This is a genomic window from Curtobacterium sp. Leaf261 (genome assembly GCF_001422205.1).
GTDB lineage: Bacteria > Actinomycetota > Actinomycetes > Actinomycetales > Microbacteriaceae > Curtobacterium.
Window position 1 is genome coordinate 268,974 of sequence record NZ_LMMJ01000007.1, and the last position, 13,826, is coordinate 282,799.

The 13,826-nt window shown below is 70.6% G+C and carries 13 protein-coding genes; 2 read left to right on the plus strand and 11 right to left on the minus strand.

What is annotated here, in order from left to right:
* Positions 1-25: 25 nt before the first annotated feature.
* Positions 26-3,313, minus strand: coding sequence for a BTAD domain-containing putative transcriptional regulator (locus tag ASF23_RS06585; RefSeq protein ID WP_055950857.1), 3,288 nt, complete (start codon positions 3,311-3,313; stop codon positions 26-28).
* Between the two features lie 95 nt (positions 3,314-3,408).
* Here ASF23_RS06585 and ASF23_RS06590 point away from each other — a divergent pair, with 95 nt between their 5' ends.
* Positions 3,409-4,557, plus strand: a complete 1,149-nt coding sequence (locus ASF23_RS06590) for a hypothetical protein (RefSeq protein WP_055950859.1) — start codon at positions 3,409-3,411, stop codon at positions 4,555-4,557.
* A 26-nt stretch (positions 4,558-4,583) separates the two neighbouring features.
* Here ASF23_RS06590 and ASF23_RS06595 read toward each other — a convergent pair whose 3' ends face one another.
* The 7 genes from ASF23_RS06595 to infA all read right to left on the minus strand — a co-directional run bounded on the left by ASF23_RS06595 (position 4,584) and on the right by infA (position 9,027).
* On the minus strand, positions 4,584-5,651 hold the full coding sequence (locus tag ASF23_RS06595) for an FUSC family protein (protein WP_156364299.1): 1,068 nt from the start codon (positions 5,649-5,651) through the stop codon (positions 4,584-4,586).
* 181 nt (positions 5,652-5,832) lie between these two features.
* Positions 5,833-6,447: a 50S ribosomal protein L17 gene (gene rplQ / locus ASF23_RS06600; RefSeq protein WP_055950863.1), complete on the minus strand. Its 615-nt coding sequence runs from the start codon at positions 6,445-6,447 to the stop codon at positions 5,833-5,835.
* A 56-nt stretch (positions 6,448-6,503) separates the two neighbouring features.
* Entirely contained in the window at positions 6,504-7,499 is a 996-nt protein-coding gene (locus ASF23_RS06605) for a DNA-directed RNA polymerase subunit alpha (protein ID WP_055950865.1), read from the minus strand.
* A 184-nt stretch (positions 7,500-7,683) separates the two neighbouring features.
* Positions 7,684-8,082, minus strand: a complete 399-nt coding sequence (gene rpsK, locus ASF23_RS06610) for a 30S ribosomal protein S11 (protein WP_055950867.1) — start codon at positions 8,080-8,082, stop codon at positions 7,684-7,686.
* A 9-nt stretch (positions 8,083-8,091) separates the two neighbouring features.
* The gene (gene rpsM, locus ASF23_RS06615; RefSeq protein ID WP_055950869.1) at positions 8,092-8,466 is read right to left on the minus strand and encodes a 30S ribosomal protein S13; all 375 of its coding nucleotides are present in this window, start codon (positions 8,464-8,466) and stop codon (positions 8,092-8,094) included.
* A gap of 155 nt (positions 8,467-8,621) precedes the next feature.
* The gene (gene rpmJ / locus ASF23_RS17790) at positions 8,622-8,738 is read right to left on the minus strand and encodes a 50S ribosomal protein L36 (RefSeq protein ID WP_066517823.1); all 117 of its coding nucleotides are present in this window, start codon (positions 8,736-8,738) and stop codon (positions 8,622-8,624) included.
* A 67-nt stretch (positions 8,739-8,805) separates the two neighbouring features.
* Positions 8,806-9,027, minus strand: a complete 222-nt coding sequence (gene infA, locus ASF23_RS06620) for a translation initiation factor IF-1 (RefSeq protein ID WP_017885509.1) — start codon at positions 9,025-9,027, stop codon at positions 8,806-8,808.
* Between the two features lie 449 nt (positions 9,028-9,476).
* Here infA and ASF23_RS06625 point away from each other — a divergent pair, with 449 nt between their 5' ends.
* On the plus strand, positions 9,477-10,718 hold the full coding sequence (locus tag ASF23_RS06625) for an LCP family protein (protein WP_055950871.1): 1,242 nt from the start codon (positions 9,477-9,479) through the stop codon (positions 10,716-10,718).
* Between the two features lie 326 nt (positions 10,719-11,044).
* Here the strand turns inward: ASF23_RS06625 and map are convergent, their stop codons facing one another.
* Genes map through secY form a run of 3 tightly spaced genes read right to left on the minus strand, consistent with a single transcriptional unit; the run spans position 11,045 to position 13,813 of the window.
* Complete coding sequence (gene map, locus ASF23_RS06630) at positions 11,045-11,881, minus strand: type I methionyl aminopeptidase (protein ID WP_055950873.1); 837 nt, start codon at positions 11,879-11,881, stop codon at positions 11,045-11,047.
* A gap of 10 nt (positions 11,882-11,891) precedes the next feature.
* Positions 11,892-12,494, minus strand: coding sequence for an adenylate kinase (locus tag ASF23_RS06635; RefSeq protein ID WP_055950875.1), 603 nt, complete (start codon positions 12,492-12,494; stop codon positions 11,892-11,894).
* Complete coding sequence (gene secY, locus ASF23_RS06640; RefSeq protein WP_055950878.1) at positions 12,491-13,813, minus strand: preprotein translocase subunit SecY; 1,323 nt, start codon at positions 13,811-13,813, stop codon at positions 12,491-12,493. Before secY ends, ASF23_RS06635 begins: the two co-directional genes overlap by 4 nt.
* Positions 13,814-13,826 lie beyond the last annotated feature (13 nt).

Below are 13,826 nucleotides of genomic sequence, written 5' to 3' on the forward strand. Positions count from 1 at the left end.
GGCTCAGCGCGCCGGTCGTCGCGCCTCATCGCGGGATGCGGACGGCACCGAGCACGGCGGTGGCGGTCCGGAGGACATCGTCACGGGTCCCGCCCGCGCTGACGCGTTCGGCGGTTGCGAGCAGCGCATCGGCTGCCGGTTCGTCACCGTCGACGGCGAGCGACAGCACCAGCCGACGACGGAGCCTCGTGTGCGCCAGCACCGCGAAGTCCTGTCGCGACCCGAAGCGGCTCGCGGTCGCCCAGAGCGTCGCGACCACGTCCGGCTCGAGGTGTCCGGTCCGGGCGCCCCACACCGCGACGCCGAGGAGGCCGGTCGCGATCACCGGCAGGTCGAGGAACCACGGTCGGAGCCGGAGCATCACGATCGCGGAGACCCGGAGGTCCCGCGCGGTCCTCCGCGCCTCGTCCGGGTCGAGCGCGACGTCGCCGGCTGCGTGGACCTCGTCATCAGCGGCGAGGAGTGCGGCGCGGAGGAGCACCAGCCACTGCCACGACTCCCGCCCGCGCTTCGGGATCGCGGCGACCGCCCGCCGGTACTCGGCGAGCCCGGAGACCTCGTCACCGTCCGCACGGAACGCCTCCGCGGTGATCGCGATCGACAGCACGCTGATCTCCGCACGGTCCCCGTCGGGACGTCCGCTGTCCGCGCCGGGCATCGCGAGCTCTGCGGCACTCGCGCGCGCCGCGACCACGTCCCCGGTCGCCGCCTCGGCCAGCCCGACGAGCCAGCGGAGCTCCCGCATGTCGTCCTCGGCGCCGAACTGCTCGAGGCGGTGGCGCGCGACGACCGCCGAACGGAGCGCGTCCGTCGGACGTCCGGTCTGGCCGAGCAGCTGCGTGATCGACACCGAGGCGGTCCCGGCCGTCCACGGGTCCACCAGCGCGTCCGCGAGGTCGTTCCCGCGCCGCGCGTACTCCAGGGCCGTGCCGACGTCGCCGTCGTTCTCAGCGAGGGGCGCGCTGATCGTGAGCGCCAGGCACGCCACCCGGGGGTCGCCGTCGGCGCGGAACCGCGCGAGGAGCACCGGGACGTCGTCCGGCCGCCCGAACGCGAGCATGAGCTGCAGCATCGCCTCGAGCAACGCGTCGTCCGCCGGTCCGTCCCGTCGGATCCGGCGGAGGGCGCTCACCGCGACGACCGTGGTCCTGACGCCGAGGAACGCGCTCGTCGCACCCGCGACGACGAGACCCATGATCGTGGCGGTCCTGGCCTCCGGCGCGGGCCGCCCCGCCGCGACGACCCGGATGATCTCGGGCGCGGCCGCGGTCACCTCGGCGTGCGCGCCGCGCACCGACCAGTACGAGCAGAGCGCAGCGAACACGACGGCGACGGTCGAGCGGTCCGCCGCGCGGATCGCCCAGCGGAGCAGCACCACGAGGGTCTCGGCCTCCCGGCGCACCTCGGCGAACGTCCGTAGCTGCGTCGAGGTCTGGAGCAGCAGGTTCCGGGGCGCCGCGAACGCCACGGCCCATCGGAGCATCGCGGCTCGGACCTCGTCGGTCCGGCCACGCTCGACGAGCTGGGTGGCACCGAACTCCCGGACGGTCTCGAGCAGCCGGTACCGGGGTGGTGCGCCGTCGAGCTCCTCGAGCTGGACGAGTGACTGCTCCACGAGGTCCGCGAGGTCGTCGAAGACGGTGTCGGCTCGTGCCGGGTCGCCGACCGCCTCCGCGGTGTCGATGTCGAACCCGTCCGGGAAGAGCGCGAGCCTCGTCAGCAGGTCCTGCGCACCCGGACCGAGCAGCCGCCAGCTCCACTCGATGACGGCGAGGAGGGAGCGGTGCCGCTCGGGCGCGCTCCGGTCCCCGCCACGGAGCAGGGCGAACCGGTCGTCGAGGCGCCGGGCGATCTCGTCGAGCCCCATCCCGCGGATCCGCGCCGCTGCCAGCTCGATCGCGAGCGGCGAGCCGTCGAGTCGCGCGCAGATGCTCCGGACGGTGTCGACCGGGAGGGCTGCGCCGGGCCGCGCCGCCCGGGCGCGCTCGGTGAAGAGCCGGACGGCCGCGCCGTCCTGGTCGACGGGGAGCGGTGCGAGCGGTGCGACGGCCTCCCCTGCGATCGCGAGCGGGGCACGGGAGGTCGCGAGCACGCGGAGGTCGGGCAGCTCGGCGAGGAAGCCGGCGGTGAACTCCGCGACGTCCGCGACGATGTGCTCACAGTTGTCGAGGACGAGCAGCATCGGCCGCTGCCCGATGATCCCGAGGACGCGTTCGCGGAGGTCCGCGGCCGCGCCCGGCCGGAGGGTGCGCCCGGCACGCGTGTCGATGCCGAGCAGTGCTCCGAGCGCCGGGATGATGTCGGCACCCTCGGAGAGCGGAGCGAGCTCGATGACGACCACGGCCGTCTCGTCCGCCACGTCCGCGGCCACCTGCTGCGCGATCCGCGTCTTGCCGAGCCCGCCGGCACCGAGGACGGTCACGAGACGGTGCTCGGCGAGGAGGTCGTGCAGGTCCGCGAGATCCGCGTCCCGGCCGATGAGCGGGGTCGCCGCGACGCGGATGCCCACCCGCCGTGCGCGCGTGCCGTCGGATCCACCGCGGCGGAGCAGGTCGGCGTTCATCCTGACCAGGTCGGCCGACGGGTCCGCGCCGAGCTCGTCGGCGAGTCGTGCCCGGTGCGCAGCGAACACCGCGAGCGCCTCGGCCGAACGCCCGGCAGCGTCGAGGGAGCGCATCCGCCCCGCGACGACCTCCTCGTCGATGGGGCGGCTGGTGGCCTCGACGGCCCACACCTGCGCGGCACCGTCCGCGTCGTCGCAGCCGAGCAGAGCGTCGGCACGGATGCGTCGGAGCGTCCGCCGTGCATCCTCGGCGCGCACGGACGCCTGCTCGGCGAGTTCGCCCTCGAGGTCGGCCCCCGGGTCGTCACGCCAGAGCCCCAGCGCGTCGTCGGTGAGCCCCATGGCCGTCCGCGGATCGCCGTGGTCGAGTGCGGTCCGGGCTCCGGGAACGGCGGCCTCCGCGCGGAGCAGGTCGATGCCGTCCGGTTCCACGGCGAGACGGTACCCGGTGTCCGTCGACACGACGAGTCCGTCCGCCAGGGTCCGACGGAGGCGCGACACGAGCGTCTGCAGGGCTGCTCTGGCAGCGCGCGGCGGCTCTTCGCCCCACAGCTCGTCGATGAGCGCAGTGGTCGTCATCGACCCGCCGCGCGCCAGCGCCAGCGCCACGAGGAACCCCCGGGACAGCGCTCCGGCGACCGGGACGAGCTCGCCCCGGCGGTCCTCGACGAGCACGGGCCCGAGCAGGGCGAGACGGAGCCCGACCGTCGGGGTCGGGATCCGTGTCGGTGTCGCGGTCCCGTCCGTCACAGCCCGAGTCTACGAGGGGCGGGGACTCCGGAACCGTGATCGCATCGATGCCCCGGGACGCTGAACGGACCCACAGCGACGGCTACGATCCCGCCATGGACATCTCGATGCGGGACCGGCGGGCGCGGACGGTCACGACGGGCGTGGTCGCGGCGATGCTCGTGGTCGGTCTCAGCGGATGCTCGTTGCTCGGCGTCGGTGGTCCGGCACCATCGTCGTCCCCGACGCCGACGTCGAGCCCCTCCACGACGGCAGCGACAGACGGGGTCCGGTTCACGGAGCGACCGGACCAGGCCGGGATGCCCGCATGCACGAGTGTCCTGCCCGCCGGGCTCACCGCGCGGCTCGTCCCGGCGGTCGCGGACGACGACCTCCTCACGGAGCAGGAGCACATGGACCCGTCGGCCATGGCCGCTCCGGCTTCCGGCGGCCTCACGTGCAGCATCGACAACGGTGTCGCGGCGATGGACAGCGTGTACCCGGGCACGCAGGGCGACCCGATGCGGAACGCCGTCACCGCGACCGTGCTGCCGGACGCGTCGGAGGCACTCGACACCTTCCTCGGTCAGGACTCGTCGGGGTCCGGCCCGGTCTGGTGCGCAGCGACCGACGCCGCGCGGCTGCTCTGCCAGGCCGACGTGCACGCGGGGTCCGCCTGGCTGAGCGTCGGCCTCGAACGGGTCCAGGACGCGACCGACGTCACACCCGAGGGCATGCGGGACCGCTTCCAAGCGCTCGTCGCCCACGCCACGACCGCCGTGCAGGACTCACCGCTCGGGTCGGCCGAGGTCCCGCACGAGACCGGTGACCCGGGCCCGAGCACCTGCATCGCGACGCGCGTGGACACGGTCACCTCCACACCCCTCGTCGACACGAACGCCGGGACCGACTGGCACGACGACATCTCGTGGGTCGCACTCGAACGAGCCGGCGCCGACGTGTGCGACTTCCGCCCGGCATCCGAGCAGGGGTACGCCACGGTCGCTGCGCGCTACGGCACGCTCCCGAAGGGGTCGTGGGCCGTCCGTGCCCGGATCGAGGCGGGTCTCGTCGATGCGGCCGACCGGATCCAGCTCGACGGCCTCGGTGCGCACGACGCGGCGTTCCGGACCTGCGACGACACGCTCTGCACCGTCGACGTCGTGCACGGCGGGGACTGGACGCGGTACCTGCTCGCCACGTCGGTGGCGCCGGACACGAGTGCTGCGATCGAGAGCTGGGCGACGTCCTCGTTCGACCGGTGACCGACGGCGTCGTCGTCAGCGCGCCGTCAGGCCGTCGCGCGTCGCTCCGACTCGACGATCCCGCGGAGCGCCACCGTCGCCGCCGAGGTCAGCGTGACCTCCGACGGACGGTTCCGGTCCCCGGCGTCCATCGCCGACTCCACGACGCCGATGGCCTGCACCGCCTCGTGGTCGAGCGCGTCGGCCCCGTCTCCACGGACCACCGCCGCCACCGCGCGCACCGCCGCCGCCAACCGGTCCGCGTACTGCGGCGAGACCTGCCCGAACTGCCCGGACACCGGACCTGACCGCCCGACGATCTCCGTGAGGTCCGTCGTGTACCAGGCGGCACGCTCGAGCGCCCGGAAGCGTGCGGCGTCCGCGACGAGTCGGCGTCGGTTCCGCCCACGGATGGCCCTCGGGTTCGCGCGCTTGCTCTCCTCGGCGGCACCCAGCCGCTCCCGGACGTCGGCCATCTCGCGATCGAGTCGCTGCTGCCGCGCCACCCACCGCTCGGGTTCCGGAGTGTCGGAGCGGAGCGCATCGGCGAGGTCCTCGAGGTGTTCCGCGAGCACGTCGTTCGTCTCGGAGATCCGACGCTCGGCATCCCAGAAGTGCAGCGGCGGGAACACGGCGAAGTTCACGACGAGACCGATCGCGACGCCGACGGCCATCTGGAGCACGTAGCCGAAGGAGAACCCCTCGGCGTGGGATCCACCCACGAGCAGCACGAGGACCGCGGCCGTCGGCGCCCAGCTCCCGCCCTCACCGAGGATGCGGAAGCCACCGATGAGCACGCCGATGCCCACGGCGATGCCGACCGCGACGAACCCCGGGTCTCCGAGCCACATGGTGATCCCGGCGATGACGATGCCGATCGCGATACCCGCGAGGGTCTGCACACCGCTGCGGATGCTCGACAGCAGGGTGGACTGCATCGCCACGACGGCACCGAGCGGCGCGTAGTAGGGGTAGTCCGCCGCGACACCCGGCATGTAGCGCGCTACGAGCCACGCGGCGACTGCAGCGACGGCGGCCTTCCCCGCGAGGAGGACCCGCGGCTGGGTGCCGGACGTCCGGCTCCAGCGCCAGATCTGCCGTCCGGCGGTGGTCACGGGTCCGAGTTGCACTGTGCTCCTGATCTGCGGCACGCCCGTGGTCGGAACGAGCGGCCATGCGGTCGCGCGGTCGCGCGGTCGTCACGCGATTGAACGCATCGCGGTTGAGATGTCTACGTCGGGAATGCCGAAGGCCCCCGCAGCGGACTGCGAGGGCCTTCGGTGGTGGTGCTGCGTGTTACTTGTCGTCGCCCTTGGCGGCGGAGTCGCTCTTCGTGGCGGCGTCGTCCTCGACCTCGGTGGCAGCCTCGGTGGGCTCCTCCGCGGCGACGGGGGCAGACGTCTCCGTCGTGTCGTTCTCGGCCGACTCGGCAGCGGTCTCGTCGGCGTCCGTGGTCGCGTCGACCTCGGCGTCCGACTCGTCCGTCGTCGTGGCGACCGGCGCGGCAGCCGGAGCAGCCGAGCGACGGTTCACCGGGGCGGGCGTGCTCGAGACGGGCTCGAGGACGAGCTCGATCGAGGCGAGCGGTGCGTTGTCACCCTTGCGGAAGCCGAGCTTCGTGATGCGCGTGTAGCCACCCTGACGCTCCTCCATCTGGGGAGCGATCTCGGTGAACAGCGTGTGCACGACCGACTTGTCGCGGAGGATCGCGATCACGCGGCGGCGCGAGTGCAGGTCGCCACGCTTGCCGAAGGTCACGAGACGCTCGGCGTAGGGACGGAGGCGCTTGGCCTTCGTCTCGGTCGTGGTGATGCGGCCGTGCGTGAAGAGCGCGTTCGCGAGGTTGCTCAGGAGCAGGCGCTCGTGGGCGGGCCCGCCTCCGAGGCGGGGGCCCTTGGTGGGCTTGGGCATGTCAGTTCTCCAGTGTTGGGAAGGTGGGTCACGCTACGTGCGCAGCGCAGCGGATGTCAGTTGTTGGACTCGTCCTCGTCGTACCCGCTGTAGAAGTGGGCGCCGTCGAATCCGGGGACGGTGTCCTTGAGGGAGAGGCCGAGCTCGGTGAGCTTGTCCTTCACCTCGTCCACCGACTTCTGACCGAAGTTACGGATGTTCATGAGCTGCGTCTCCGACAGGGCGACGAGCTCGGACACCGTGTTGATGCCCTCGCGCTTGAGGCAGTTGTAGCTGCGCACCGACAGGTCGAGGTCCTCGATCGGGGTCTGCAGCTCGTTCGAGAGCACCGCGTCGACCGGCGCGGGGCCGATCTCGATGCCCTCGGCCGCGGTGTTCAGCTCACGGGCGAGCCCGAAGAGCTCGACGAGCGTCCGACCGGCGGACGCGATGGCATCGCGCGGCGTGATGGCCGGCTTCGCCTCGACGTCCACGACCAGACGGTCGAAGTCCGTGCGCTCACCGGCACGCGTCGCTTCGACGCGGTAGGTGACCTTGAGGACGGGCGAGTAGATCGAGTCGATCGGGATCTGCCCGGCCTCGGAGAACTCCGAGCGGTTCTGCGTCGCTGAGACGTAGCCGCGGCCGCGCTCGATGGTGAGCTCGAGCTCGAACTTGGCGGACTCGTTGAGCGTCGCGATGACGAGTTCCGGGTTGTGGATCTCGACACCGGCCGGAGCCGAGATGTCCGCCGCCGTGACCTGGCCGGCACCCTGCTTGCGCAGGTACGCCGTGATCGGCTCGTCGTGCTCGGACGAGACGACCAGGTTCTTGATGTTGAGGATGATCTCGGTGACGTCCTCCTTGACACCCGGCACGGTGCTGAACTCGTGCAGCACGCCGTCGATGCGGATGCTGGTGACGGCGGCACCGGGGATCGAGGACAGGAGCGTGCGGCGCAGCGAGTTGCCGAGGGTGTAGCCGAAGCCGGGCTCGAGCGGCTCGATGACGAACCGCGAGCGGTGCTCGGAGATCGGCTCCTCAGTCAGAGTGGGGCGCTGTGCAATGAGCACTGTGGATTCCTTTCGGCGAAGTGTCCGCTATATGACACTTGGCGGTACGGCGGGGCGCGAGCCTCGCCGGGTCTGTTGAGTTGTGATCACGCGCACCGACGTGCGCGATCGAACGACCAGGAATGGCCACGACCCGCGGACACCTCGTGACGAGGGGCCGTGGGTCGCGGCCGGGGGCTCCTGCTTAGACGCGACGACGCTTCGGCGGGCGGCACCCGTTGTGCGCCTGCGGGGTGACGTCGTTGATCGAGCCGACCTCGAGGCCAGCGGCCTGGAGCGAACGGATCGCGGTCTCACGACCGGACCCGGGGCCCTTCACGAAGACGTCGACCTTCTTGACACCGTGCTCCTGCGCCTGACGGGCAGCGGACTCGGCGGCGAGCTGCGCCGCGAACGGCGTGGACTTGCGCGAGCCCTTGAAGCCGACGGCCCCGGAGGACGCCCAGCTGAGGACGGCACCCGACGGGTCGGTGATGCTGACGATCGTGTTGTTGAACGTCGACTTGATGTGGGCCTGGCCCACGGCGATGTTCTTCTTTTCCTTGCGCCGCGGCTTGCGCGCAGCAGTCTTGGGGGTAGCCATGATGATGTCCTATCGCGCCTTCTTCTTGCCTGCCACGGTGCGCTTCGGACCCTTGCGGGTACGAGCGTTGGTCTTGGTGCGCTGACCGCGCACCGGGAGACCACGACGATGGCGGATGCCCTCGTAGCTCCCGATCTCGACCTTGCGGCGGATGTCGGCGGCCACCTCGCGGCGGAGGTCACCCTCGACCTTGAAGTTGCCCTCGATGAAGTCGCGGAGGGCGACGAGCTGGTCGTCGGTGAGGTCCTTGACGCGGATGTCACCCGAGATGCCCGTCTCGGCGAGTGCCTGGAGGGATCGGGTACGGCCGACGCCGTAGATGTACGTGAGTGCGATCTCCACGCGCTTCTCGCGCGGGATGTCGACGCCTGCTAGACGTGCCATGTCTGGCTGCTCCTAGTGGTTTGTGGAGGTGTGGTGCAGCACCGGTGCCCGGGCCTCCACCCGGGGTGTCCCCCGTCCGATCGATGTCGGGCGGGATCTGGTGCTGCGTCGATGTTCAGTTGTGGATGTGCAAGCGGGACCGGGGTCCCGGTGGTTCAGCCCTGGCGCTGCTTGTGGCGCGGGTTGCTCTTGCAGATCACCATGACGCGGCCCTTCCGACGGATCACCTTGCAGTGCTCGCAGATGGGCTTGACGCTGGGGTTGACCTTCATGTTGATTCCTTGATCTCGCTGGCTTCGTGCCCGACGGGAGTGTCGGGCCGTTCCTTTCCAGCTCGGATCACTTGTAGCGGTAGACGATCCGGCCGCGTGTCAGGTCGTACGGGCTCAGCTCCACGATCACGCGGTCCTCCGGCAGGATGCGGATGTAGTGCTGGCGCATCTTCCCCGAGATGTGCGCGAGGACCTTGTGCCCGTTGGTCAGCTCAACGCGGAACATCGCGTTGGGCAGCGCTTCGAGCACCGAGCCTTCGATCTCGATGACACCGTCTTTCTTGGCCATGGCCTCACTGTCATTAGTTCTGGCGGCCGCCGTGCATGGCCGTCCTGGGATGGAGTGTCGCTTCAGTGGTCCGAACCAGTCATGCGGGTTCGGTGTCCGCGTCGACGGCGGGAGTGACCCGCCGGCGGACGGCCATCCGCCGGAGCGGACGCCTGCGCCACGCCACGAGGGCATGACACACCAAAGATCGATCGTATGTGATAACACGAAGATTGCCAAGTCGAGGTCGGCGCGCCGTCCCAGCGGTGCCCGATCCGCGTCGTCGGACGGAGGCCGGACGTCTCTTCAGCCCTTTGACGGCGATTTCCCGGAGCGTCGAGGGCAGGACATCGTACCGTTGCCCCGTCGACGTCCACCAGGGAGTCGACTCGAGCAGTCGCCGCGAACCCCGACGCAGGCGGACCGCCACCAGCCCCAGCGCCCAGAGCGCCCGTCGAACGGAGTCCAGCGTGCCCGACGCCCCCCAGCGCCGCGGCGGCCGCCCCGGCATCGCACGCCACGGTCGTCTCCCCCGGCGCCGTGCCTGGACCACGCTGCTCGTCGGGTTCGCGACCGTGATGGCCGTCGTCGCCGTGAGCGGGGTCTCCGTCGGCGCCGTCGCACTCCAGTCGATCACCGGCGGGATCAACACCGTCAAGCTGAGCACCGATGACACCTCGACCGCGAACAAGACCGACATCACGGCGATGAAGGGCGGCGCGAACATCCTGCTCGCGGGCAGCGACACGAGGATCGACCAGTTCGACGCGAACGAGGACGTCGAGGGCGCCCGGAACGACGTCACGATCCTCGTACACATCTCAGCGGACCACACCCAGCTCACCGCGGTCAGCTTCCCCCGCGACCTCATCGTCCCGATGCCCGCGTGCACGAACCCGGAGACCGGCACGTCCTACCCGTCCTCGACCGCCGCGCAGTTCAACACCGCGCTCGGCAACGGCGGACTCTCCTGCGTCGTCGACACCGTGGAGAACCTCACCGGCCTCTCGATCCCCTATGCCGGCATGATCACGTTCGACGGCGTGATCGAGATGTCGAACGCCGTCGGCGGCGTGGACGTCTGCGTCGCGAACCAGATCGACGACGCGTTCACCGGTCTCCACCTGACCGCGGGGAACCACTCCCTGCAGGGCGACGACGCCCTGAAGTTCCTCCGCACGCGGCACGGTGTCGGCGACGGCAGCGACCTCGCCCGGATCAGCTCGCAGCAGGTGTTCCTCTCCGCCCTCCTCCGCAAGGTCACCTCCGACGGCACGCTGTCGAACCCGCTGACCCTCTACAAGCTGGCGCGCGCGGCGATCTCGAACATGACCCTCTCGGACGGCCTCGCCTCGACGACGACCCTGGTCGGCCTCGCGACGACGCTCCGCGGGATGAGCACATCGAACATGCTCTTCGTGCAGTACCCGGTCGTCGACGATCCGGACGACCCCGCGAGGGTGATCGTCGCGCAGTCGGACGCCCACACGCTGAACGTCGCACTGCAGAACGACACGAAGACGTCCCTGAGCGACTCGAGCACCGGCCGCGCGTCCGAGAGTGACGGCACCGCGACCGGGGCGGCCTCGGCACCGACGTCGGACGCCACCACGGCCGCGCCGTCCGCGACACCGTCCGAGGCATCGACACCGCTGCCCTCGTCCATCAGCGGGCAGTCCGCCGCGGAGCAGACCTGCTCCGTCGGCAACTGACGGGTCGCGTCCGCCCCGCAGCACGCTGACACGGCCGGGAGGCACGACCCACCGCCGGTCCGTCGGCGACCGTCCGCCACGCACGGGCCGGGTGCATGTGCGCACGACCCGGCGATCGACCACTCCACCGGTCCGGCGCCCGCCACACCGGTTCGGTGCCCACACCGGTCCGGTGCCCACATCGGTCCGGTGCCTGCCACACCGTTCGAGCGCCGACAGGACGAGTCCGGCGCCTGCGGCACGCGCGGCCTCGGGGGTGCCGGGCCGGGCCAGCGCGACCGAGCGGAACCGTGCCTCCAGTCCGAGACCCGATGGCGGGCCGCTGGTCAGGCGACGGGGACCGGGCGGACGCCGAGCGGGGCGAGCGCGCTCGCGCCGCCGTCCGATGCGGTCAGGACCCAGATGCCGCCCTCGTGCACGGCGACGCTGTGCTCCCAGTGCGCTGCGTCCGAACCGTCCACGGTGCGGACCGTCCACTCGTCGGCGTCGGTGGAACCGTCGATCGAACCGGCGGTCACCATCGGCTCGATCGCGACGACCAGGCCGGGCTTCACCGCGGGACCGTTCCCGCGGACCCGGTAGTTGAACACCGGCGGGTCCTCGTGCATCGACCGGCCGATGCCGTGTCCGGTGAAGTCCTCGACGATGCCCCACTCGCCGTCCGCGTCGACGACGTCCTCGATGGCCGCACCCACCTCGTTGAGGTGCCGAACGCTCGCGAGTGCCGCGATGCCGTGCCACATGGACCGCTCCGTGACGTCGCGCAGTGCCGCACGCACGCGTGCCCGCTCAGGATCCGCATCCCCGGGAACCACCACGGTGATCGCGCTGTCCCCGTTCCAGCCGTCGACCTCGGCGCCCGCGTCGACCGACACGATGTCGCCTGGTTCGACCACCCGGTCACCAGGGATGCCGTGCACGATCTCGTCGTTCACCGAGACGCACAGCGTGTGGCGGTACCCGGGCACGAGCTGGAAGTTCGGGATCCCACCGCCTTCGCGGATGACACGCTCGGCGATCGCGTCGAGCTGCCCGGTGGTGGCCCCGGGCTGCAGTGCGGCTCGGACCGCGACGAGCGCCGCCTCGGTGAGGACGCCCGGCCGGACCATCGCGCGGAGTTCGTCCGGCGACTTGTAGATCGAGGGTCTGCTGAAGCGGATCATCCTCGGACGGTCAGGAGACCGTCGTGCCGTCGGCGACGAGCCCGCGGGAGGACAGCGCCTCCGCGATGCGGTCGCCGACCTCGTCCACGGAACCCAGTCCGTCGACGTCCACCACGAGACCGCGCTCGGCGTACGCCGCGACGATCGGTGCGGTCTCCGCCGTGTAGATCTCCTGGCGACGGCGGACGACGTCCTCGGTGTCATCGCTCCGGCCCTGCTCGGACGCACGCTTGAGCAGACGTCCGACGAGCGCCTCCCGGTCCGCCACGAGCCGGATGACGGCGTCGATGGACTGCGACTGGGCGGCGAGGAGGCGGTCGAGCGAGGACACCTGGGCCGTGGTGCGCGGGTACCCGTCGAGCAGGAAGCCGGCCTCGGCGTCCGGCTGCGCGAGCCGGTCGGCGATGAGCTCGTTCGTCAGCTCGTCCGGCACGTAGTCACCCGCGTCGAGGATCGCCGTGACCTTGACGCCGAGCGGTGTCGCGTCGCGGACGTTCTGTCGGAAGATGTCACCGGTCGAGATCGCGGGGACCCCGAACGTCTCGGCGATGCGTCCGGCCTGCGTGCCCTTGCCCGCTCCGGGGGGCCCGACGATCACGAGACGTGCGCTCAACGGAGGAGCCCTTCGTAGTGGCGCTGCTGCAGCTGGGAGTCGATCTGCTTCACCGTCTCGAGGCCGACACCGACGATGATCAGGATGCTGGCGCCACCGAACGGGAAGTTCTGGTTCGCACCGAACCACGCCAGGGCGGCGAGCGGGATGAGGGCGATGATGCCGAGGTACAGCGACCCTGGCAGCGTGACGCGGGTGAGCACGTAGTCGAGGTACTCCGCTGTCGGGCGACCGGCCCGGATGCCCGGGATGAAGCCGCCGTACTTCTTCATGTTGTCCGCGACCTCCTCCGGGTTGAAGGTGATCGCGACGTAGAAGTACGTGAACCCGACGATGAGCAGGAAGTACAGCACCATGTAGAACCAGTTGTCACCCGAGGTCAGGTTGTTCTGGATCCAGGTCACCCACGCCGCGGGCTCGGTGCCGTCGGCCTTCTGGTTGAACTGTGCGACGAGCGCCGGCAGGTACAGCAGCGACGAGGCGAAGATGACGGGCACGACGCCGGCCATGTTCACCTTGATCGGGATGTAGGTGTTGTTGCCGCCGTAGGTCCGCCTGCCGACCATCCGCTTGGCGTACTGCACGGGGATCCGTCGCTGCGACTGCTCGACGAACACGACGGCCATCATGATCACGAGGCCGACCAGGATGATGAACAGGAACAGCTCGAACGACTGCGACTGCTCGATGCTCCAGAGCGCGGAGGGGAACTGCGCTGCGATGGAGGTGAAGATGAGGAGCGACATGCCGTTGCCGATGCCGCGCTCGGTGACGAGCTCGCCCATCCACATGATGAGGCCGGTGCCGGCGGTCAGCGTGACCACCATGAGGAGGATCGCGTACCAGCTGTCGTTCGAGATGATCGACGAGCACGAGGTCGACGCCGACGAACCGAAGAGCGCGCCGGAGCGGGCCACGGTGATCAGGGTGGTCGACTGCAGGACGCCCAGCGCGATCGTGAGGTAACGCGTGTACTGCGTCAGCTTCGCCTGGCCCGACTGGCCCTCCTTGTAGAGGGCGTCGAAGTGCGGGATGACCACGCGCAACAGCTGCACGATGATCGACGACGTGATGTACGGCATGATGCCGAGCGCGAAGACGGAGAGCTTCAGCAGCGCGCCACCTGAGAACAGGTTGACGAGCTCGTAGAGGCCCTGCGACGACGACGCGCTGGCCAGACAGGCCTGGACGCTCGTGTAGTCGACGAACGGTGCGGGGATGTACGACCCCAGGCGGAACAGCGCGATGATCGCGAGGGTGAAACCGATCTTCTTGCGAAGGTCGGGGGTGCGCATGATGCGCGCAACCGCTCTGAACACGAGATCTCCGTAC

What these genes read in the sequence shown, in the direction of transcription:
- ASF23_RS06590 (WP_055950859.1), top strand. Translation starts at nt 3,409, where the DNA reads ATGGACATCTCGATGCGGGACCGGCGGGCGCGGACGGTCACGACGGGC.
- rplQ (WP_055950863.1), bottom strand. Translation starts at nt 6,447, where the DNA reads ATGCCCAAGCCCACCAAGGGCCCCCGCCTCGGAGGCGGGCCCGCCCAC.
- rpsK (WP_055950867.1), bottom strand. Translation starts at nt 8,082, where the DNA reads ATGGCTACCCCCAAGACTGCTGCGCGCAAGCCGCGGCGCAAGGAAAAG.
- rpsM (WP_055950869.1), bottom strand. Translation starts at nt 8,466, where the DNA reads ATGGCACGTCTAGCAGGCGTCGACATCCCGCGCGAGAAGCGCGTGGAG.
- rpmJ (WP_066517823.1), bottom strand. Translation starts at nt 8,738, where the DNA reads ATGAAGGTCAACCCCAGCGTCAAGCCCATCTGCGAGCACTGCAAGGTG.
- infA (WP_017885509.1), bottom strand. Translation starts at nt 9,027, where the DNA reads ATGGCCAAGAAAGACGGTGTCATCGAGATCGAAGGCTCGGTGCTCGAA.
- map (WP_055950873.1), bottom strand. Translation starts at nt 11,881, where the DNA reads ATGATCCGCTTCAGCAGACCCTCGATCTACAAGTCGCCGGACGAACTC.